The organism is Mycolicibacterium sp. Y3 (assembly GCF_051188035.1).
GTDB lineage: Bacteria > Actinomycetota > Actinomycetes > Mycobacteriales > Mycobacteriaceae > Mycobacterium > Mycobacterium fluoranthenivorans.
In genome coordinates this window covers 4,354,149-4,375,015 of sequence record NZ_JAVQLT010000001.1, presented here as the reverse complement: position 1 = coordinate 4,375,015, position 20,867 = coordinate 4,354,149, and the positions used below count along the sequence as shown (strand labels likewise).

General features: G+C 68.9%; 20 protein-coding genes. 10 read left to right on the top strand and 10 right to left on the bottom strand.

Annotated elements, in window-relative coordinates:
• Window positions 1-51: 51 nt before the first annotated feature.
• From QN239_RS21380 to QN239_RS21360, 5 genes are all read left to right on the top strand, one after another.
• Window positions 52-399, top strand: a complete 348-nt coding sequence (locus QN239_RS21380) for a YlxR family protein (RefSeq protein WP_499013284.1) — start codon at window positions 52-54, stop codon at window positions 397-399.
• 101 nt (window positions 400-500) lie between these two features.
• The gene (infB, locus tag QN239_RS21375; protein ID WP_499013282.1) at window positions 501-3,344 is read left to right on the top strand and encodes a translation initiation factor IF-2; all 2,844 of its coding nucleotides are present in this window, start codon (window positions 501-503) and stop codon (window positions 3,342-3,344) included.
• Between the two features lie 37 nt (window positions 3,345-3,381).
• Window positions 3,382-3,876 carry a 30S ribosome-binding factor RbfA gene (rbfA, locus tag QN239_RS21370; protein WP_499013279.1) on the top strand — a complete coding sequence of 165 codons (495 nt, stop codon included), beginning with the start codon at window positions 3,382-3,384 and terminating at the stop codon, window positions 3,874-3,876.
• Entirely contained in the window at window positions 3,851-4,849 is a 999-nt protein-coding gene (locus tag QN239_RS21365) for a DHH family phosphoesterase (RefSeq protein ID WP_499013277.1), read from the top strand. The genes rbfA and QN239_RS21365 overlap by 26 nt, the downstream gene beginning before the upstream one ends.
• Before the next feature lie 5 nt (window positions 4,850-4,854).
• Window positions 4,855-6,168 (top strand): MATE family efflux transporter, encoded by a 1,314-nt coding sequence (locus QN239_RS21360; protein WP_499013275.1) that lies wholly within the window; start codon window positions 4,855-4,857, stop codon window positions 6,166-6,168.
• Window positions 6,169-6,173: 5 nt separating this feature from the next.
• Here the strand turns inward: QN239_RS21360 and deoC are convergent, their stop codons facing one another.
• From deoC to QN239_RS21320, 8 genes are all read right to left on the bottom strand, one after another.
• Window positions 6,174-6,857, bottom strand: coding sequence for a deoxyribose-phosphate aldolase (gene deoC / locus QN239_RS21355; RefSeq protein WP_499016909.1), 684 nt, complete (start codon window positions 6,855-6,857; stop codon window positions 6,174-6,176).
• A 39-nt stretch (window positions 6,858-6,896) separates the two neighbouring features.
• Window positions 6,897-7,898 carry an ABC transporter permease gene (locus QN239_RS21350; protein WP_499013273.1) on the bottom strand — a complete coding sequence of 334 codons (1,002 nt, stop codon included), beginning with the start codon at window positions 7,896-7,898 and terminating at the stop codon, window positions 6,897-6,899.
• Entirely contained in the window at window positions 7,891-9,423 is a 1,533-nt protein-coding gene (locus QN239_RS21345) for a sugar ABC transporter ATP-binding protein (RefSeq protein WP_499013270.1), read from the bottom strand. The genes QN239_RS21350 and QN239_RS21345 overlap by 8 nt, the downstream gene beginning before the upstream one ends.
• Before the next feature lies 1 nt (window position 9,424).
• On the bottom strand, window positions 9,425-10,390 hold the full coding sequence (locus QN239_RS21340; protein ID WP_499013267.1) for a sugar-binding transcriptional regulator: 966 nt from the start codon (window positions 10,388-10,390) through the stop codon (window positions 9,425-9,427).
• On the bottom strand, window positions 10,390-11,949 hold the full coding sequence (locus QN239_RS21335) for an FGGY family carbohydrate kinase (RefSeq protein ID WP_499013264.1): 1,560 nt from the start codon (window positions 11,947-11,949) through the stop codon (window positions 10,390-10,392). Before QN239_RS21335 ends, QN239_RS21340 begins: the two co-directional genes overlap by 1 nt.
• Window positions 11,950-11,951: 2 nt before the next feature.
• Window positions 11,952-13,040 (bottom strand): galactitol-1-phosphate 5-dehydrogenase, encoded by a 1,089-nt coding sequence (locus QN239_RS21330; RefSeq protein WP_499013262.1) that lies wholly within the window; start codon window positions 13,038-13,040, stop codon window positions 11,952-11,954.
• A 43-nt stretch (window positions 13,041-13,083) separates the two neighbouring features.
• Window positions 13,084-14,082 (bottom strand): substrate-binding domain-containing protein, encoded by a 999-nt coding sequence (locus QN239_RS21325; protein ID WP_499013260.1) that lies wholly within the window; start codon window positions 14,080-14,082, stop codon window positions 13,084-13,086.
• Between the two features lie 111 nt (window positions 14,083-14,193).
• Entirely contained in the window at window positions 14,194-14,955 is a 762-nt protein-coding gene (locus QN239_RS21320) for an enoyl-CoA hydratase (protein WP_499013258.1), read from the bottom strand.
• A gap of 22 nt (window positions 14,956-14,977) precedes the next feature.
• Between QN239_RS21320 and QN239_RS21315 the strand changes: the two genes are divergently transcribed.
• Window positions 14,978-15,244 carry a DUF2277 domain-containing protein gene (locus tag QN239_RS21315; RefSeq protein WP_499013255.1) on the top strand — a complete coding sequence of 89 codons (267 nt, stop codon included), beginning with the start codon at window positions 14,978-14,980 and terminating at the stop codon, window positions 15,242-15,244.
• Window positions 15,241-15,807, top strand: a complete 567-nt coding sequence (locus QN239_RS21310; RefSeq protein ID WP_499013252.1) for a DUF1802 family protein — start codon at window positions 15,241-15,243, stop codon at window positions 15,805-15,807. Before QN239_RS21315 ends, QN239_RS21310 begins: the two co-directional genes overlap by 4 nt.
• Here the strand turns inward: QN239_RS21310 and QN239_RS21305 are convergent.
• Together QN239_RS21305 and QN239_RS21300 are read right to left on the bottom strand one after the other, a co-directional pair.
• Complete coding sequence (locus tag QN239_RS21305) at window positions 15,796-17,448, bottom strand: CocE/NonD family hydrolase (RefSeq protein ID WP_499013251.1); 1,653 nt, start codon at window positions 17,446-17,448, stop codon at window positions 15,796-15,798. The two genes, QN239_RS21310 and QN239_RS21305, sit on opposite strands and share 12 nt — an antisense overlap.
• A gap of 28 nt (window positions 17,449-17,476) precedes the next feature.
• On the bottom strand, window positions 17,477-18,049 hold the full coding sequence (locus QN239_RS21300) for a DUF3558 domain-containing protein (protein ID WP_499013250.1): 573 nt from the start codon (window positions 18,047-18,049) through the stop codon (window positions 17,477-17,479).
• 157 nt (window positions 18,050-18,206) lie between these two features.
• Between QN239_RS21300 and pptH the strand changes: the two genes are divergently transcribed.
• The 3 genes from pptH to truB are packed head-to-tail and all read left to right on the top strand — an operon-like array spanning window position 18,207 to window position 20,760.
• Entirely contained in the window at window positions 18,207-19,169 is a 963-nt protein-coding gene (gene pptH / locus QN239_RS21295) for an ACP phosphodiesterase PptH (protein WP_499013247.1), read from the top strand.
• Window positions 19,166-19,831, top strand: coding sequence for a 4'-phosphopantetheinyl transferase PptT (gene pptT, locus QN239_RS21290; RefSeq protein WP_499016907.1), 666 nt, complete (start codon window positions 19,166-19,168; stop codon window positions 19,829-19,831). The genes pptH and pptT overlap by 4 nt, the downstream gene beginning before the upstream one ends.
• 20 nt (window positions 19,832-19,851) lie before the next feature.
• Complete coding sequence (gene truB / locus QN239_RS21285) at window positions 19,852-20,760, top strand: tRNA pseudouridine(55) synthase TruB (protein WP_499016905.1); 909 nt, start codon at window positions 19,852-19,854, stop codon at window positions 20,758-20,760.
• The last annotated feature ends 107 nt before the right edge of the window (window positions 20,761-20,867 follow it).

The window sequence follows — 20,867 nt, the reverse complement described above, 5'->3', positions numbered from 1 at the left end:
CCACCCCGACACGCGATTCTGTCTGGGCGAACGGTGACGGTAGACTGAGCCGTGATCCAGCGCGAGACTCCGACTTCCCAGCCTCGTGCGCACCGAAGCCCTGATGGGCCGGTGCGAACGTGTGTGGGGTGCCGGAAGCGAGAGTTGGCCGTCGATCTGCTTCGGCTGGCCGCTGTCCTCGACGGGACCGGTCATTGCGCCGTAACCGTCGACTCAGCGGGTAGCCTGCCGGGGCGGGGTGCATGGTTGCATCCCGACCGGCAATGCCTCGAAGCGGCGATCCGGCGGCGGGCATTCGTCCGAGCGTTACGGATCACCGGTTCACCGGAAGTTTCCGGGGTGGTCGAGTATGTCGAAGGAATTCGGCCGCCCGATCATCACGGTCAAGAGAACAGGTAGCGAAGAACATGAGCACACCGTGAAGTCCCGATGACCATGCGTCATAGCTAAACCCGAGGCGCGGCCCCACCACCGCTGTCGCCTCCAGATGAGGAGATGTAGTGGCAGCCCCAGGTAAGGCCCGTGTACACGAGTTGGCTAAGGAACTCGGTGTTACCAGCAAGGAAGTGCTCGCCCGACTGAGCGATCAGGGCGAATTCGTCAAATCGGCATCATCGACGGTCGAGGCCCCCGTGGCCCGCCGTCTGCGGGAATCGTTCGGCGGCGGCAAACCCGCCAAGTCCGCGAGCCCCGCCGCTCGGCCGTCGTCGCCCACCGGTGGCACGCCGACCCCCGGACCCCGTCCCGGCCCCAAACCGCCGGTCCCGGCCGCCCCGGCCCCGGCAGCTCCGCCGCCGGCACCCGCGGCTCCGCCCGCAGCTCCCGTCGAGGCCCCAGTGGCCGACGCGGCGCCTGCCCAGCGTCCGGGCCCCCGGCCCGGCCCTGCACCGGCCGCCCCCGAGGCGCCGGCCGCACCGGCCCCCGCTGCCCCGGCGGCGGCTGCCGCCTCGGCCGCCCCGTCTGATGCCCGTCCGGGTCCGCGTCCCGGTCCCAAGCCGGCTCCGCGGGCACCCCGCGTCGGCAACAACCCCTTCTCGTCCCAGCAGCCGGTCGAGCGTCCGGCCCCGCGTCCGCAGGCCGGCCCGGGCGGTCCGCGCCCCGGCCCCGGTGCCGGTGGCCCGCGTCCCGGCGCACCTCGTCCGGGCGGTGCCTCGCCCGGCAACATGCCCCCTCGCCCGCCCGGCGCCCGACCCGGCGCAACGGGTCGCCCCGGCGGTCCCCGTCCCGGTCCCGGCGGCGGTCCCCGCCCCGGTCAGGGCGCGCGTCCCGGTGGTGGCGGCGGCGGTAACTACCGCGGCGGCGGCGCCGGCGGTGGTGCCGGCGCGGGTGCCGGTGCGGCCGGTGGATTCCGCGGTCGTCCCGGTGGTGGCGGTGCGCCCGGTGCCGGTGGTGGCGGCGGCGGTGGCCGTCCCGGTCAGCGCGGCGGTGCCGCGGGTGCCTTCGGCCGTCCCGGTGGTGCGCCCCGTCGTGGCCGCAAGTCGAAGCGCGCAAAACGCGCCGAGTACGAGAACATGCAGGCCCCGGTCGTCGGTGGGGTGCGGTTGCCGCACGGCAACGGCGAGACCATCCGGCTGGCCCGCGGCGCGTCGCTCTCCGATTTCGCCGACAAGATCAACGCCAACCCGGCCTCGCTGGTGCAGGCGCTGTTCAACCTCGGTGAGATGGTCACCGCGACGCAGTCGGTGGGTGACGAGACCCTGGAACTGCTCGGCAGCGAGATGAACTACGTCGTGCAGGTCGTGTCCCCGGAGGACGAGGACCGCGAACTGCTCGAATCCTTCGACCTCACCTACGGCGAGGACGAGGGCGGCGAAGAGGACCTCGAACAGCGTCCGCCGGTGGTCACCGTCATGGGTCACGTCGACCACGGCAAGACCCGCCTGCTCGACACCATCCGTAAGGCCAACGTCCGTGAGGGCGAGGCCGGTGGCATCACCCAGCACATCGGCGCCTACCAGGTCGCCGTCGAGCATGACGGTGCCGAGCGGCTCATCACCTTCATCGACACCCCCGGTCACGAGGCGTTCACCGCCATGCGTGCCCGTGGTGCCAAGGCCACCGATATCGCGATCCTGGTGGTCGCCGCCGACGACGGTGTCATGCCGCAGACGGTGGAGGCCATCAACCACGCGCAGGCCGCCGATGTGCCGATCGTGGTCGCGGTCAACAAGATCGACAAGGAGGGTGCGGATCCGCAGAAGATCCGGGCCCAGCTGACCGAGTACGGGCTGGTCGCCGAGGACTTCGGTGGCGACACCATGTTCGTCGACATCTCGGCCAAGAACGGCACCAATATCCAGGCGCTGGAGGAAGCGGTGCTGTTGACCGCCGACGCGGCGCTGGATCTGCGGGCCAACCCCGATATGGAAGCCCAGGGTGTGGCCATCGAAGCGCACCTGGACCGCGGTCGCGGCCCGGTCGCCACGGTGCTCATCCAGCGCGGCACCCTGCGGGTCGGTGACTCGGTCGTGGCCGGCGACGCCTACGGACGTGTCCGCCGCATGGTCGACGAGCACGGCGAGGACGTCGTGGAGGCGCTGCCGTCGCGGCCGGTCCAGGTGATCGGTTTCACCTCGGTGCCGGGTGCCGGCGACAACCTGCTCGTCGTCGACGAGGACCGGATCGCCCGGCAGATCGCCGATCGGCGCAGTGCGCGCAAGCGCAATGCGCTGGCCGCCCGTAGCCGCAAGCGCATCAGCCTCGACGATCTCGATGCCGCGCTGAAGGAGACCAGCCAGCTGAACCTGATCCTCAAGGGCGACAACTCCGGCACCGTGGAGGCGCTGGAGGAAGCCCTGCTGGGGATCGACATCGGCGACGAGGTCGAGCTGCGCGTTATCGACCGTGGTGTCGGTGGCGTCACGGAGACCAACGTCAACCTGGCGTCGGCCTCGAATGCGATCATCATCGGCTTCAACGTCCGGGCGGAGGGCAAGGCCACTGAGCTGGCCAACCGTGAGGGCGTCGACATCCGGTACTACTCGGTGATCTACCAGGCCATCGACGAGATCCAGGCCGCGCTCAAGGGCATGCTCAAGCCGGTCTACGAGGAGAAGGAGCTCGGCCGCGCCGAGATCCGGGCGATCTTCCGGTCGTCGAAGGTCGGCAATATCGCCGGCTGCCTCGTCACCTCGGGCATCATGCGGCGCAACGCCAAGGCGCGCCTCATCCGCGACAACGTCGTGGTGGCCGAGACGGTCACCATCTCGTCGCTGAAGCGGGAGAAGGACGATGCCACCGAGGTCCGCGACGGTTACGAGTGCGGTCTGACGCTGACGTACAGCGACATCAAAGAAGGCGATGTCATCGAGGCGTACGAACTGGTCGAAAAAGCGCGCGTCTGATGAGCGGAGCGAAGAAGACAGATAAGGCGGACGTCTAGTGGCTGATCCCGCACGCGCCAAACGGCTCGCCAAGCGGATCTCCACGATCGTCGCCTCGGCCATCGAGTACGAGATCAAGGATCCGCGACTGGCGGGTGTGACGATCACCGACGCCAAGGTGACCGCGGACCTGCACGACGCCACGCTGTACTACACGGTGCTGGGGTCGACACTGGAGGACGAGCCGGATTATGCCGGCGCGGCCGCGGCGCTGGAGAGCGCCAAAGGTGTGCTCCGGTCCAAGGTGGGCGCCGGCACCGGGGTGCGATTCACCCCGACGCTGGCGTTCGCCCGGGACACCGTGCCCGATGCCGCCAACCGGATGGCGGAGCTGCTGTCGCGGGTCCGGGAGGCAGACGCCGACTTGGCCCGGGCCAGGGAGGGTGCCGTGCCGGCAGGTGACCCCGACCCGTACCGTGTGACTGGGGTGGAGGGTGACCGTACGACCAGCACGGCTGAGGACACCAGTGACGACGACCGATCCGAGGGCTGAGGTAGCGCTCACCGGTGCGCGGGTCGACGCGCACGGCGCGGCAGAGCTGTGCGCTGCAGCCCGCTCCATCGTGGTGGTCTGTCACGTCTATCCCGATGCCGACACGATCGGCGCCGGGCTGGCGCTGGCTCAGGTCGCGGCCGGGTCGGGGATCGACGTCCAGGTCGTCTTCGCGACCCCGGCCGAGCTCCCGCAATCGTTGCGCAGCCTGCCCGGCGTGGACCTGCTGGTCGCGCCGGACCGGGTGCGCCGCGATGCCGATCTCGTCGTCACGGTCGACATCCCCAGCGTGAACCGGCTCGGCAGCCTGTCCGAACTCGTCGACGGTGAGCGCGGTGTGCTGGTGATCGATCACCACGCATCCAACGCGCTGTTCGGCACCGCCAACTACGTCGATTCGTCGGCCGATTCGACCACCATGATGGTGGCCGAGCTGTTGGACGCCTGGGGTAAACCGATCGACGGTGCGGTCGCGCACTGCCTGTACGCCGGGCTGACCACCGATACCGGCTCGTTCCGGTGGGCCACCGGGAGGGCGCATCGGCTGGCCGAGCGGCTGCTGGACCTGGGCGTCGACAATGCCGGGATCAGCCGCACCCTGATGGACACCCATCCCTTCGCGTGGCTGCCGATGCTCTCGCGTGTGCTCGGTTCGGCTCAGCTGATCGCCGACGCCGCCGACGGCAGCGGACTCGTGTATGTCGTGGTGTCACACGACGAATGGTCCAAGGCGCAGTCGGAGGAAGTGGAGAGCATCGTCGATATCGTGCGCACCACCGCCGAGGCCGAGGTGGCTGCGGTGTTCAAGGAGATCGAGCCCGGGACGTGGTCGGTGTCGATGCGCTCGAAATCGCTCGACATCTCCCTGGTGGCCAGTGAGTTCGGCGGCGGCGGCCATCGTCGCGCGGCCGGCTACACGGCCACCGGCACCGCCGACGAAGTGGCCGCGGGGCTGCGCCGCGTCCTCGGCTGAGCGATTTGTCCGACCAGCCGGTCACCGCACGGCGCATCGCCGGTCTGGCGCTGCCCGCCCTCGGGGTGCTCGCCGCCGAACCGGTCTACCTGCTCTTCGATATCGCCGTGGTCGGGCGGCTCGGTGCGCTGAGCCTGGCCGGCCTCGCGATCGGCGGTCTGGTGCTCTCGCTGGTCAGCTCCCAGCTGACCTTCCTGTCATACGGCACCACGGCACGCTCGGCCCGCTTCTTCGGTGCCGCCGACCGCCGCGCCGCGGTGGGTGAGGGCGTACAGGCCACCTGGCTGGCGCTGGGGCTGGGGCTGCTGGTGGTGCTCATCGTGCAGATCTTCGCCGTGCCGCTGTGCAATGCCATCTCCGGCGGCGGCGAGATCGCCGCCGCGGCGCTGCCCTGGTTGCGGATCGCGATCCTGGGCGCCCCCGCGATCATGGTGTCGATGGCCGGTAACGGCTGGCTGCGCGGTGTGCAGGACACCGCCCGCCCGCTGCGCTATGTGCTTGTCGGCTTTGGTGTTTCAGCGCTGCTGTGCCCGACCTTGGTGTACGGCCTCCTCGGGGCTCCGCGGCTCGGGCTGGCCGGATCGGCGGTGGCCAACCTGGTGGGGCAGTGGCTGGCCGCCTGCTTGTTCGTGCGGGCCCTGCTGGTGGAGCGGGTACCGCTGGGCATCCGGCCACCGCTGCTCAAGGCCCAGCTGGTGATGGGCCGCGATCTGGCGCTGCGGACGCTGGCGTTCCAGGCTTGTTTCGTCTCGGCGGGGGCGGTCGCGGCTCGCTTCGGCGCGGCCGCGGTGGCTGCCCATCAGGTGGTCCTGCAGTTGTGGAACTTCCTTGCGCTGGTACTGGATTCGCTGGCCATCGCGGCGCAGTCGTTGGTGGGTGCGGCGCTGGGGGCGGGCCGGCTGGGCCACGCCAAAGGGGTGGCGTGGCGGGTGACGGTGTACTCGACGGTGGCCGCCGCGGTGCTGGCGCTGGTGTTCGCGCTCGGGGCGCCGATGCTGCCCGGGTTGTTCACCTCCGATGCGGCGGTGCTCGACGAGATCGTCGCACCCTGGTGGTTCATGGTGGGGCAGTTGACGGTTGCCGGGGTGGTGTTCGCCCTCGACGGTGTGCTGCTCGGCGCCGGGGACGCGAAGTTCATGCGCAACGCCACCCTGATCAGTGCGCTGGTCGGGTTTCTGCCGCTGATCTGGTTGTCGCTGGCGTTCGGTTGGGGTTTGGTGGGGATCTGGTCCGGGCTGAGCACGTTCATGGTGCTGCGCCTGGTTTTCGTCGGCTGGCGCGCGTTCTCGGGACGCTGGCTGGTGGCGGGCACCGGCTAGGGGCGTCAGTACGTGGTGTCCCCGCTGCCGGCGCTGGTCAGCAGCGCACGCGAGCCGGACACCCCCAGCCGGGTGGCCCCGGCGGCCATCATCGCCACCGCCTGTTCCATGGTGCGCACCCCGCCCGAAGCCTTCACCTGCAACCCGGCGTCGCGCACGGTGCGGTGCATCAACTCCACCGCGTGCACGCTCGCCCCGCCGGCGGGATGAAAACCGGTGGAGGTCTTGACGAAATCGGCGTCGGTGGCCACCGCGGCGCGGCACACCTCGACGATCTCGTGGTCGGTCAACGCCGCGGATTCGATGATCACCTTCAGGACGGTCGGTGCCGGAGCGGCCGCGCGCACGGCGGCGATATCGGCCTGCACCCGGTCGAATGCCCCCTCCTTGGCGGCGCCGACGTCGATGACCATGTCGATCTCGTCAGCCCCGTTGCGCACGGCCTCGGCCGCTTCGGCAGCCTTGACGGCCGAGGTGTGCTTCCCGCTGGGAAACCCGCATACCGCGGCCACTTTCAGGCGTGCGGGCACCGTGATCGGGAGCATCGACGGTGACACGCACACGGAGTAGGTGCCCAGTTCCTCGGCTTCGGCGACCAGTGCGGCGACGTCGGCGGCCGTGGCTTCCGGCTTGAGCAGGGTGTGGTCGATGACGGCCGCGACGGCGGGGGCGGTGGGCGTAGGGGAGATGCTCATCGGGTTCCTTCGGGGTGTGGTCGTGAGGTGCGGTCAGGCCGCGCTCTTGGACTGGCGGTCGAGCAGGTAGTTCATGATCAGTGCCGCGATCAGGATCAGGCCGGTGACCAGCATCTGGAAGAACGAGCTGAGCCCCAGCAGATTGAACAGGTTACGCAGCACCGACAGCAACAACACGGCGATGAAAGTGCCCATCACCCCGCCTTTTCCGCCGAACAGGCTGGTGCCGCCGAGAACCACCGCGGCGATCGCGTCGAGTTCCAGGCCGGTGTTCGCGGTGGGCTGGCCGATGGTCAGGCGTGCGGTGAGCAGCACGCCGGTCAGCGCCGCCAGGCCACCGGAGATGACATAGGCCGAGGTGGTGATGCGTTGCACGGGCAATCCGGACAGGCGGGCCGCCTGCGGATTGCTGCCGACGGCGTAGAGGTGTTCACCGAAGGTGGTCCGCCGCAGCACGAGCCCGACGATCACCGTGGTGAGCACGAAGATCACCCCGACCACCGGGATGCCGGCAATGGACCCCGCGCCCAGGAACCGCAGCCCCATCGGGATCTCTGCGGTGGTGGGGGTGCCGTTGGTGGTCAGGTAGGTCAGGCCACGGATGCTCTGCATGCCGGCCAGGGTCACCATGAATGCCGGGAGTGCCAGGTAGGCGCTCAGGCCGCCCATCACGCCGCCGAGCACGAGCCCGGCGCCGATCGCGAGCGCCATGGCCACCGGCCACGGGATACCCGCGCCGATGAAGATCGCCACCAGCATGCCCGACAGCGCGGCGACACTGCCGACCGACAAATCGATACCGGAGGTCAGGATCACCACCGTCATCCCGATCGCGACGATGCCGGTGAGGCTGGACTGCTGGAGCAGGTTGGCCATGTTCTGGCTGGTGAGGAACTGCGGCGCGGACACCGAGGCCACCACGAACAGTGCGATGAAGATGAACAGCAGGTTGAACCGCATGATGATGTTGCGGCGCTGAGCTTTTGCGACGGCGAGGGGGCCGGGGGTTCCGGATCGATCCATCAGGTCAGTCATGGGTGGGCTTCGTTCCTGTGACGATGCAGCGGGCGATATCCGCTGCCGGGGTGGTCGCTGGTTGGTACTGGGCGATGTTGCGGCCTTCGTGCATGACCCAGATCCGATTGCAGTTCTCGGTCAGCTCACTGAGCTCACTGGATGCCATCACGACACCGACACCGGTATCGGCGAGCGCGTGAACCTGTTCGAAGAGGTCGTCTTTCGCTCCGATGTCCAGGCCGCGGGTGGGTTCGTCGAGCAGCAGCATGTCCACCCCGCGGGCCATCCACTTCGCGAGCACCACCTTCTGCTGATTGCCGCCGGAGAGCTGGCCGACCGGTTGGCCGATATCGGCGAACTTGACGCCGAGACGCTGCAAAGGCGGTACGCACACCTGGCGGGCATGCGCCAGCGGATTGAGCCGCAGCGGGTGCAAGGTGGCGATCGCCGCATTGCGCAGGATCGACTGCTCCAGGAAGAGGCCTTGGCGTTTGCGGTCTTCGGGCACCAGGCCCATGCCCATGCCGACGGCGCCCCGCGGGGTGAGTGCGGTGACGTGCCGGCCCGCGAAGGTCATGTCGAGATCGGCTCGCCGATCGCCGAACAGGGCGGCGAGCAGGGTGGACCGGCCAGATCCGCCGAGACCGGCCAGGCCGACGATCTCGCCACGGCCGACGGTGATGTCGCGGACGTCGATGAGGTTCGGCACCACCGCGCGGCGCACGCGCAACAACGGATCTGCCACGGTGTCGTGAACGCGGCGCGGAGGCCGCACCGCCACCGCGCGGCCGATCATCGCCTCCACGAGTTGCTCTTTGGACACCGAGGCGACGTCGAACACGCCGACGGTGGCGCCGTCACGCATGACGGTCGCCCGGTCGCCGATCTCCTTGACCTCGTCCAGTCGGTGCGAGATGTAGATGACCGATTTCCCGGCCGCCGTGAGTTCGCGGATCACCCGGAACACCGCGGCCAGGTCGTGTTCGGTGAGGGTCGCGCTGGGTTCGTCCATCACCACGATGCGGGCATCGGTGGTCAGCGCCTTGGCGATCGCCGTGAGCTGTTGGTCGGACACCGAGAGCTGACCGACGATGCTCGACGGGGCGAACGTGCCCCCGACCCGGGCAATCGCCTTGGTGGCCAGCCGGTCTCGCTGTCTGCGGGCGACGAAGGGTCCGCGCCGGGGCTCGTGGCACAGGAACAGGTTCTGCGCCACGGTCATATCCGGTACCAGATCGAGTTCCTGGTAGATCGTGTTGATGCCGGCGCGCACCCCGTCCAGCGGTGAGCCGAACACCATCGTCCGGTCGCCGAGTGTGATGGTTCCGGCATCGGGTGTGTACGAGCCGGACAGGATTTTCATCAGGGTGCTCTTGCCTGCGCCGTTCTCGCCGAGCAGACAGTGCACCTCACCCTCGGTGACCTCCAGATCGGCACCCTTGCAGGCCCTGGTGCCCGGGAAGGTCTTGACGATGCCCGTCATCTTCAGGGCGGTCGGGCGTACCGCCGAGACGACCGGCGGCCTGGGATGCAGCGATGTCATGTCATGCCTCCAACACCGCGCTCTGTTCGAGAACGGTGGTCGCGGTGGGTTCGTCGGTGATCAGCACGGTGCACAGCCCGTTGCGTAGCGCGGCGCGGACCACGGGCACCTTGTCCGGGCCCGCCGCCACGGCGATCGCGCAGTGGGCGTTCTTGACGTCGTCGAGGCCGAGCCCGACTGTCCTGCGGTCGATCCCGGGATGAGCGATCTCGCCCGCGGCGGTGATGTAGTGGGCCAGCACGTCCCCGCACGCGCCGAGGGACTCCAGCTCACGCAGCTCGCCGGCGGTCACCGCGCCGGATTCGACGAGTACCGAGCTGGGCCCCAGCGCTCCGAGGGAGAACAGCAGCGCGTCGGCCCGGCGGGCGACGCTGAGCACGTCGACGACGAATCCCTCGGTGTAGAGCGCGTCGCGCGTCTCGATCCGCTCGACGATGGCCGGCACCGGTAGCAGGGTGGCCCGGCCGTTGCCGCTGTGCGCGATGCTCGTGGCGATATTGGCTGCGGTGGTGGGCCGTACCGAACGGCTGACCCCGCCGTTGGCCTGGATCACCTCGATCCCGCTGGTCCAGCCGGCCGGCAGCACGGCAGCGATGTGCTGCAGGGTGTTACCCCATGAGACGGCCAACGTGGTGATCCACGATGCGTTGGCCTTGAGGTAGCCGACCGCCGCGGCGGCGATATGCCCGTCGGAGCCCGGCGTTTCGGGGCCGGGCACCACGATGCATTCCCGAAGCCCGAACTCGCTGCGCAGTGCCACCTCGAGGTGGGCGCGGCGGGCCTGCGGATGCACGATCTTGATCTGGACGATGCCGACCTCACGCGCCTCGTCCAACAGGCGACCCACCTTCCAGCGGGTCAGGTGCAGTTCGTGCCCGATGTCCTCCTGGGTGCGCCCGTGCTCGTAGTAGCACTGGGCGACGTGCAGGAGCAGTTCGATGTGGCTGCGGTCGGCCGGATGGACCATCAGCGGATCAGCTCGATGGGCCGTGCCGGCGTGGCAGCGCCGGGAGCCGGCCGATGGGCGCCGTCCCTCGTGAACTGCGCGACCATGGCGGTCAGGCGCTGATAGTCCCGGTAAGTGTCCTGGTAGACGGGAATTCGTTGCGAATCCGGTTCGAGGGTCCGCACCTGAGGCGCGAACAGCCGGGATCCTTCCATGAGGGAGGCGGTCACCCCGGCGCCGGTGGCGGCGATCGCCGCGCACGCCCGCAGCGTCAGGTTCGCGCCGACGACGAATTCGGCCGGTCGGCCCAGTACATCGACGGTGACCTGCTGCCACAATGGGTTTCGTTCGATACCGCCGGAGAACACCAGGCGCCGGCAGGACACCCCGGCGCGTTCGAACGAGTCGATGACCGCGCGGGTGCCGCAGGCGACCGCCTCGACCATGGCTCGGTAGAGCTCCGCCTTGGTGGTGCCCAGCGACAGGCCGAGGACGGCGCCGCGCAGCGTCGGGTCACGATGCGGTGTGCGGTTGCCCATGAAGTAGTCCAGTGCGCGCAGGCCGTGCTGTGCGGGATCGACCGCGGTGGCTTGCGCGATCAGTCCCGGCAGGTCGGCCCTGGGCACTCCCATGATCGACTCGCCGGTCCACTTGAGGACGGAGCCGCTGGTGACCTGACCACCCTCGACCAGCCACTTGCCCTGGCGCAGGGCGTGCGGGTACGGGCCCCAGATCTCGTGGGTGTCGGTGGGCACGTCGACCTCGGCGATGATCGCCGAGGAGGTGCCCGACACCAGGGAGACCAGCCCGTCGAGGTCATCGCCACAGGACAGCAACGACACGTGCGCGTCGATACCACCGACCGCCACGACGGGACTGCCGGAGATGCCGAGATCGGCTGCGGCGGTGGGGGACAACGTACCGGCGACCCCGCCCACCTCGACGATCCGATCGGGCAGTTTGGCGGCCAGATCCTCGACTCCGAGCGCGGCGTACAACTCGGTGGGGAACCGCCCGGCGATGGTGTCGTAGTTGTACTTGCACACCGCGTTCATCTGCGAGCCGACCCACTGGCCGGTGAGGCGGAACGTGAGGTAGTCCACCGCCTCCACGATCCGGTCCGCCCGGCGATAGTTCTCCGCGTCGTGTGAACGTAACCACATCGCTTTGGGTACAAGCCATTCCGCGGCATCGGAGCCCCCGGACCAGTCCAGGATCGGGAACTCGGCAGAGATCTTCGCGGTGCGTTCGGATTCCGCGCTGCTACGGCAGTCCATCCACAGGATGGCCGGTCGCAGTGGCACGCCCGCGGCGTCGACCACGGCCACGGTGGACGCCGTGGTGGCCGCCGCGATCGCCACCACGTCACCCGAAGCCCGGCACTCGGCGGTGCTCAGCAGTTCGCGCGTGGCTCCGGTGAGGGCTTCCCACCAGTCCCGCGGATCCTGTTCCGCCCAGCCCGGTTTGGGGAACTGGGTCGGATAGGTCCGGTGCGCCTCACCCAGCGCGCGTCCGTCCTCGGTGAACGCTCCCACCCGGGCGCCTTCGGTGCCCAGGTCGATCGACAGCAGGATTCCCATGATCAGTCCTCGTTGGGCAAGAACAGAACCTTCGACGAGAAGATCGATCGTTCGCCGAGTTGGTGCATGGTCTGCGGCAGGGCCGACAACGGCAGCTCGTGGGTGATCATGAAATCCCATCTCAGTTGCCCGGTGGACATCAACTCGGCCGAGGTGCGCCATTCATCGCCGGGGAACGGCGCGGAGAACGAGTTCCACGATCCGTGCAGGCTGGCTTCCAGACGCATGAACCGGTTGAAGGTGTCCTTACCCAGCGGCACCGGGGCGTGCGGGATGCCGATGAACACCGCGTGCCCGTGCGGCCCGGTCAGGTTGGCCGCCATATCGGCCGTCACGGGCACGCCCGCGGATTCCAGCACGATGTCGAATCCGCGCCCGCCCAGGGCGCGGGCTTCCTCGGCGCTCTGCACCGCCGCCGTGGCGCCGGCTTCCCGTGCCATGGCGGCCTTCTCCTCGCTCAGGTCGACGGTGACGACTTCGGTCGCGCCGTGCAGTCGGGCCCACTGGACGGCGAACAGGCCGATCGGGCCCGCGCCGATGACCAGCACGCGGTGCCCGGCGCGCAGCCCCGTCTTCCACAACCCGTGCAACGCGATCGCTGCGGGATCGATCATGGCTGCGGCCCGCGGGTCGATACCCGCGGGCATCTTGAGCAGATTGCCCACCGGCGACACCACGTACTGGGCGTAGGCGCCGTCGCAGCGGCTACCGAAGTAGTCGTAGTTCTCGCACAGCCCGAACGCGCCCTTGAGGCAGAAATCGCAACTGCGGCAGGGGATCAGCGGCGGCACCGAGACGAGTTCGCCGAGTTCGAAACCGGTGACGTCCTCGCCCAATTCGACGACCCAGCCGGAGAATTCGTGGCCACAGATGATCGGCATGATGTAGCCGCCGTTGTGCAGCATCCGCGGGATGTCCGAGCCGCAGACGCCGCAGGCGGCGACTTTGAGCAGGACCTGCCCGCGCCCCGGCCTGGGCACCGCGACATCCTCCACCCTGATATCGCCCGGAGCGTGCATGACGGCGGCGGTCATGGTCTGCGGGATGACGTCATCGTCGGCCAGATCACGGGTGGGTGCTTCGGTGGTCATCGGTGTGAATCTCCTGGAGTCGAGGTGGCAGTGTCGGTGCGGATCAGGCCGGTGGCGCCGGCGCCTTGGCGAAGGTGGTGTCGCCGACCAGCGATGCGGCGTTCGTCTTGTCGACCAAACCCGTACCGGCGTCGATGAATTCGGGGACCGATTCACCCCTGGCCACCTTGACGGCGGTCTCGACGGCGAGCTGCCCTTCGATATTGGGGTCGTTGAGCGCGGTGGCCACGTATTGCTTGCCGTCGGCGATGGCGCGGACGGCTTCCATGAGCCCGTCGACGCCGAACACCAAGACGTCACGGCGGTTGTTCTCGGCGAGCACCTGCATCGCCCCGAGCGCCATGTCGTCGTTCTGGGCGTAGACGGCCTTGACGTCCGGGTGCGCCTGCAGCAGGTCCTGCATGGCGGTGACGGCCTTGGACCGGATGTAGTCGCTGTACGGTCCGTCGACCACGGTGACGTTGGGGTGGCCGTTGACCGCGGCGGCGAACCCGTCGTGGCGGTCGCGGGCGACCGCGCCGCCGGCGTCGCCCTGGATCTCGATGATGGTCCCGCCGGCGGGTCCGAGTGCGGTCACGGCCGCCTCGCCGACGGTCTGACCCATGGCCTTGTTGTCCCGCCCGACGAAGGCGGCCGCGCCGCTCTGGACGGGGCGGTCGACGGTGACGACCTTGATGCCCGCCGCCGATGCGGCGGCGATCGACGGAGCGACGCCCTTGGGGTCGACGGGGTTGATCACCAGGACGTTGATCCCGCGGGTGATGAGATCTTGGACGTCGTTGTTCTGCTTGGTGACGTCACCGTTGGCATCGGCGAAGAAGAGCTCGTTGCCATCCCGCTGGGCGGTCTGCTTGGCGGCGTCGGTCAGGGCGACGTAGAACGGGCTCTGTTGGGTCGCCTGGCTGAACCCGATCTTGACCGCGCCGTCGCCGGCCGTGTTGCCGCCGGTGGCGCCCTTGTCCCCGGGCATGGTGCAGGCGGTGGAACCGATGGCCACCGTGGCCGAGATTGCCAACCCCGCCGCAACTCTTGCCAGTCTCATCGCTACTCCTAACTTGTGCCTCGGCGTCGAGGCGCGTGACGGCCATCACGTTAGGAAGGGCAAAGAGACCGCGTCAACACATGCGCATATTTTTGCTCATATGAGCAACGGCTAGGGGCGCACCTGCTCGCGGCCGCGCTCGAACACCGAGGCCCGGCTGGCGGCGATATCGTCACCGGAGGTGTCCGCCATCCAGGCCCGCGCCGACTCGGCCTCGATCCACAGACCGGCCTGGGTCTGCTCGGCATCGATTCGGTGATACGAATCCAGAAGGGCGCGAACGGCTTTCTGGTTGTTGCCGACGATCGAGGCGGCGACCTTGCGCGCCGCGGGCAGCAACTCGTCGTGGGCGACGACCTCGGTGACCAGCCCGGCGCGTAGCGCGTCGGCGGCGGACAGGTAGTCCCCGGTCAGGCTCATCCGCCGGGCCAGCCCGACGCCGACCTTCTGCGGCAGCCGCACCGACAGGCCCCAGGTGGGCAGCAATCCGACCCGGGCGTGGGTGTCGGCGAAGCGGGCCTGTTCGGAGGCGATGAGGATGTCGCAGTACAGCGCGAGCTCGAGTCCGCCGGTGACCGCGGCACCGTTGATCGCGCCGATGACCGGTTTCGTCATCGGCGGCCACTTGGGGGAGATATCGGGCAACTCGGTGGTGTCGCCGAGCTCCTTGAGGTCCAACCCTGCGCAGAACACCGGGTCGGCGCCGGTGAGGATCACCACGTCGACAGCGTCATCGGCATGGGCGGCGCGCAGCGCTGCGTAGAACGCGGTGCGCAGCTGCGCCGAGAGCGCGTTGCGCGCCTGCGGCCGGTTCAACGTCAGCGTGCGGACACGGTCGGTCGTCTCGATGAGAAGGACGTCAGCAGAGGTCATCGCATGAACATATCGTGGGGGTATGTGCCGAAACATCACCGAGTTGCGCGGTCTGGAACCGGCCGCCACCGCTGAGGAGATCGAAGCCGCCTCCCGGCAGTTCATCCGCAAGGTCAGCGGTATCATCCGACCCACCGCCGCCAACGAAGCGGCATTCGAGACGGCGGTCGCCGAGGTCACCGAGATCACCACCAGGCTGCTGCGGCAACTGCCGCCCCGCCGTCAACCGCCCAAGACGGTGCCGCCGCTGCGCCGTCCCGAGGTGCGGGCTCGCCTGGCGGCCAAGTGAATTCACCTGCTCTCAAGGAGTGGAGCGCCGCGGTGCGAGCCCTGCTCGACGGCCGCCAGACGGTGCTGCTGCGCAAGGGCGGTATCCACGAGAAACGCTTCTCCCTCGATCCGGCGGCGGCCGCGGCACCGTTTCTGCTGTTTCCCACGGTGGCGCACAGCCATGCGCAGCGGGTACGCCCGGAGCATCGGGACCTGCTGGCCCCCGGCGGTCAAGAGGCCGACAGCACCGAGGAGGCGGTGGTGCTGCGGGCCGGGGCGAAGGTGGTGGCCGCGGTGCAGGTGAATCGGCCCGAGGCCATCGAAGAGATTGCCGACCTGCACATCTGGACCGCCGGGTCGGTGCGGGCCGATCGGCTGGATTTCCGCCCCAGACATCGCCTGACGGTGCTGGTGGTGCAGGCCCACCCGCTGGCGGTGCCGATCCGGCTGCCCCGCACACCCGAATACGCAGGCTGCGCCAGTTGGGTACAACTCGCCGTATCGCAGGATTTCGGCGCGCCGGTGCACGATGCGCAGACCCTGGCGGCGATCGCCGGACGGGTCCGCGATTCAGTCGGCTGACGGGGTCGGGCGACCCGCCGGCAGGATCAGCCGCGACCGGTCGTCGTGGGTGATGGTGTGGGTCGCCGGGCGCAGAGTCTGACCGGTCTCGGTGGGCTCGCCGGTGCCCAGATTGCGGGCGAACCGCGGATGCGAACCGCCCGCCACCACGACCCGGATGCGGGTACCGGCGGCGAAGCGGTGGGCGATCGCGTCGAGTTCGATCCGTACGACGTCCTCGGAGCGGCCGGTGTACCGCCGGAATCCATCGGTGACGTTTCGCGACCGCCCCCGTGCATCGACCTCGCTGACCCGGATGGACAGGTCGTGATGCGGATTGTCGGTGTGGTGGGCCAGTTCGATCGCCGGAACTCCCACCGCGTACAGATCCGCCGGCAGCGGGGCTCCGGTGAAGGTCAGGACGTCGGCGCGGGTGCCCAGCGCGGTGTCGTCACGGTAGCCGCCCTTGGCGGAGAGCAGCCGTCCGCCGATGGTGGGGGTGGGGTCGGCGGGATGGTAGGTGAAGCTCGAGGTGAGACCACCCCGTCCGGGTCCGTCCGAGAGCCCGCCCGCGGCCTGCAGATAGAGCGTGTGGTCCGTCGAGGCAGGCGGCCAGTCCGGCAGATCGACCCAGCCGTCCCCAGGGGCACCGCCGTTGATGTGTATCCGCACCGGACTGCGAGGGGTGCTGGGCCGGCCCGCCAGATGGGTGCCCAGCCAGTCCAGCGTCTCGCGCAGGACAACCGAGGCGCCCCGCTGCATCAACTGGGTGTGCGTCCAGGACCCGACGGTCAGCGCGGTGTCGACGCCGCGCTCGCGCAGACGCCGGTACTGCGCCAGGGTCTGGTCCAGAAACAGATCCTGCCAGCCGCTGATCAACAACACCGGGACGGCCACCCGGTCCAGCGCCTCGGTCACCGCCAGGCGGGCCCACAGCTCGGGGTCTTCGTCCGGCGGCTGCAGCCAGGACTCGTACCAGGGTGCACCGTCGCCCAGGAGCCGCCGCCCGGCCGCGCCCACCGGCAGATCCATCGTCGCGGCGCCGACGCGCTGGCCGGCCTGGGCCTGCCGCATGACCGCCCGCACCAGGTTCGGGTCCTCCTGGTGGGACATCATGTGGCTCCAGCCGAGGAAGTCGTTGAGCGAGAACGATCCGGTGCCCCAGGAGGATTGCGCGAAGTCATGCGGACCGACGCTGATCACCGCGGTGACCAGTTCCGGTGGGGGATCGGTGAGCAGCGCCCACTGGGTGAAGCCCAGGTAGGACAACCCGATGGTGGCGAATGTCCCCGTGAACCAGGGCTGTTCGCGCAACCAGGCGGCGGTGTCGATCCCGTCGGAGACCTCGTTGACCATCGGCGTGAACGTGCCACCGGACCCGAACGTTCCACGCACGCTTTGGAATACGACGTGGTAGCCGCGGGCGGCGTAGATGCTGCCGAAAAAGATGGTGAACGGGAATCGGCGTCCGTACGGGGCCCGAACCAGCAGGGTGCCCGCGGGGGTGGGGGTCAGCGGACGGTAATGGTCGGCCAGCAGCTCCACCCCGTCGCGCATCGGTACCGGCAGCGCCCGGTGCACGGCGTAGTCACAGATCGGAGGAGGGAGGTGAAGGGCGCGGCCGAGGGCGTGCCGGGACAGCTGCGAGAGTCTGGAGCTCACCTAACGAACATTACCCACGCCCGCCGGCTCAGAACTTGTAGTACGGAACCAGTTCGTTGGCGCGCTGCAGGTTGGTCTGCAGGCAGTCCGGGCGATCCGGTGAATCGACCGGCGAGTAGAACACCGATTGCTGCAGGACGCCGTAACTGGTCTTGAAGGCGATCATGCAGGTGATCCACCAGCGGTCGTTCCAGTCGGTGGGCTTCATGATCCAGAACTGCGCCGCGCGGTGGCCGCCGATGTTCAGTTCGACCGCATCGGCGGGCAGGGACTGCTCATAGGTCCGCCAGACGAAGGCTTCGATGGCCATCTGGTAGTTGCCGGCGTCGTAGTGGCAGCGCAGTCCGTCCTCCGGGGTGGGCGGGGTGAAGGCCAGCCCGATGCGCTGCACCACATCCAGCGGAATGTCCCGGCAGGGGTCGAACGGGGACGGATCGGTGGTCTCGATGACCGGCCACTTGATGGTCGTGGAGACGTTGGTCAGCGGCAGGTCTGCGGCGCGGACCTGCACGGGAGCGCCGGCCGGGTTGGCCTGCCACACCACGATCACCGCGGCCACCAGCGCGCACAGCGCCGACAGCAGACGCAGTTTGGCAGCCATCACACCCCCTCGAACTTCGCAGTGCGTCCCAATCGAGCACTGCGGGGGAGTGTACAAGGGTGGATCGGGCGTCCGGACGGGAAATGAGAACAGGTTCTAGTTGCTCGGCGCGTGCTCGCCCGGAGGGCCGCGGGTGGCGCAAGTAGGCTGATCCGTTGTGTCCGCGACGTCACGAGATCAGCGCCGGCCGGTGCTGTGGGCCATCAGCGACCTGCACACCGGTCACACGGGGAACAAGCCCGTCACCGAATCGCTCTACCCGTCCTCGCCCGAGGACTGGCTGATCGTTGCCGGTGACGTCGGTGAGCGCACCGACGAGATCCGCTGGGCGCTGGATCTGCTGCGCCGGCGGTTTGCCAAGGTGATCTGGGTGCCGGGCAACCACGAGTTGTGGACCACCAACAAGGACCCCATGCAGATCTTCGGGCAGTCCCGGTACGACTACCTCGTCACCATGTGCGACGAGATGGGCATCGTGACCCCGGAGCACCCGTTCCCGGTGTGGAACGAGGAGGGCGGTCCGGCCACCATCGTGCCGATGTTCCTGCTCTACGACTACTCGTTCCTGCCCGAGGGCACGGCGACCAAGGCCGAGGGACTGGCGGTGGCCCGGGAACGCAACGTGGTGGGTACCGACGAGTTCCTGCTGTCCGCCGAACCGTTCGCCACCCGCGATGCCTGGTGCCGGGACCGGGTGGCCCAGACCCGCAAGCGCCTGGAGGATCTGGACTGGATGAACCCGACGGTGCTGGTCAACCATTTCCCGCTGGTGCGCGAACCCTGCGACGCCATGTTCTACCCCGAGTTCGCGCTGTGGTGTGGCACCACGGCGACCAAGGACTGGCATACCCGATACAACGCCATCTGTTCGGTGTACGGGCATCTGCACATCCCGCGCACCACGTGGTACGACGGCGTGCGGTTCGAGGAGGTCTCGGTCGGCTATCCGCGGGAATGGCGGCGCCGCAAGCCATATCGCTGGTTGCGACAGATCCTGCCGGATCCGAATTACGCGCCCGGCTACCTGAACGAATTCGGCGGGCACTTCGAGATCACCACCGAGATGCGCGAGAACGCCCAGAAGATGCAGGATCGCATCAAGACCCGGCGGGGGTACTGACCGTGAGTTTATTGCGTGCGGTGGTACCGGAGGTCGTGGTGTCCGCCGAAATCTATGACGATCCCCCCGGCCTGGCACCGTTACCGGAAGAGGAGCCGTTGGTGGCGCGTTCGGTGGCCAAGCGGCGCAACGAATTCGTCACGGTGCGGCACTGTGCCCGTCAAGCCCTCGGTGAACTCGGGCTGGCGCCCGTGCCGATCCTCAAGGGAGACAAGGGTGAACCGTGCTGGCCCGACGGGGTGGTCGGGAGTTTGACGCACTGCGACGGGTTCCGTGGCGCGGTGGTGGGCCGCAGCGCCGAGGTGCGCGCGCTGGGGATCGACGCCGAACCGCACGACACGCTGCCCAAGGGTGTGCTCGACGCGATCAGTCTGCCCGTGGAACGCCTCGAACTCGGCGGCCTGCCGGGGGGACTGCACTGGGACCGGATCCTGTTCTGCGCCAAGGAAGCCACCTACAAGGCGTGGTTTCCCCTGACACATCGCTGGCTGGGATTCGAGGATGCGCACATCAGGTTCAGCACCGACTCCTCGGGTTCGGCCGGCACCTTCGAGTCGAGGATCCTCATCGATCCCGCCGCCGAGTCCGGGCCGCCGCTGAACGTGCTGGCCGGGCGGTGGACTGTGCGAGACGGTTTGGCGCTGACGGCGATCACACTGTGACCGGCGCAGCGGGCCGCAGCGTGATCCCGCCGGGCCTGGTGATCGTCGACAAGCCGGCCGGGCTGACGAGCCATGACGTGGTGGGCCGCTGCCGAAGACTCTTCGGTACCCGCAAAGTGGGACATGCGGGGACACTGGATCCGATGGCCACCGGCGTGCTGGTGGTCGGCATCGAACGGGCCACCAAGATCCTCGGGCTGCTCACCGCCACCGACAAGTCCTATGCCGCGACCATTCGGCTCGGCCGGACGACATCCACCGAGGACGCTGAAGGCGAAGTGCTCCAAGACATCTCCGCGACGCATATCACCGATGAGCAGATCGAGTCGGCGGTCGCGGTCCTGCGCGGAGACATCTCCCAGGTGCCCTCGTCGGTCAGCGCCATCAAGGTCGACGGCCAGCGGGCCTACAAGCTGGCCCGGGAAGGGCAGACGGTCGAACTGCCCGCGCGGCCGGTGCGCATCGACCGGTTCGAGGTGCTCGCCGTGCGCAGATCGGACGCTCAGGCCGCGGGGCCGGCGGCCGGCGAATTCGTCGATGTCGACGTCGAGGTGGACTGCTCGTCGGGTACCTATATCCGGGCGCTGGCCCGCGATGTCGGCGCCACCCTGGGGGTCGGCGGGCACCTGACCGCGCTGCGGCGCACCAGGGTCGGACGCTACGGCCTGGACGAGGCCCGCACGCTCGACGAGTTGGCCGACGCCGCGCGGTTGTCCTACGGGCTGGACGAGGCCTGCCTGCTCGGGTTCCCGAGACGTGATCTCACCGACGCCGAGACCGAGGACGCCCGGCACGGCCGGGCGCTCGCGCCCGCGGGTATCGACGGGGTGTACGCGGCCACCGCGCCGGACGGCCGGGTGATCGCGCTGCTGCAGGACGGTTCCGTTCGTACCAAATCGGTCGTCGTGCTGCGGCCGGCCACGCTGTAGCGCGCCGCGCCAGGCCTCCACAGCCCCAGGAGCCACATCCGAAACACGTGTCCAGCGTGTTGTGGTTCATCCCGGGGTCGTGACCAATTCGAGATCAGCACCACAAG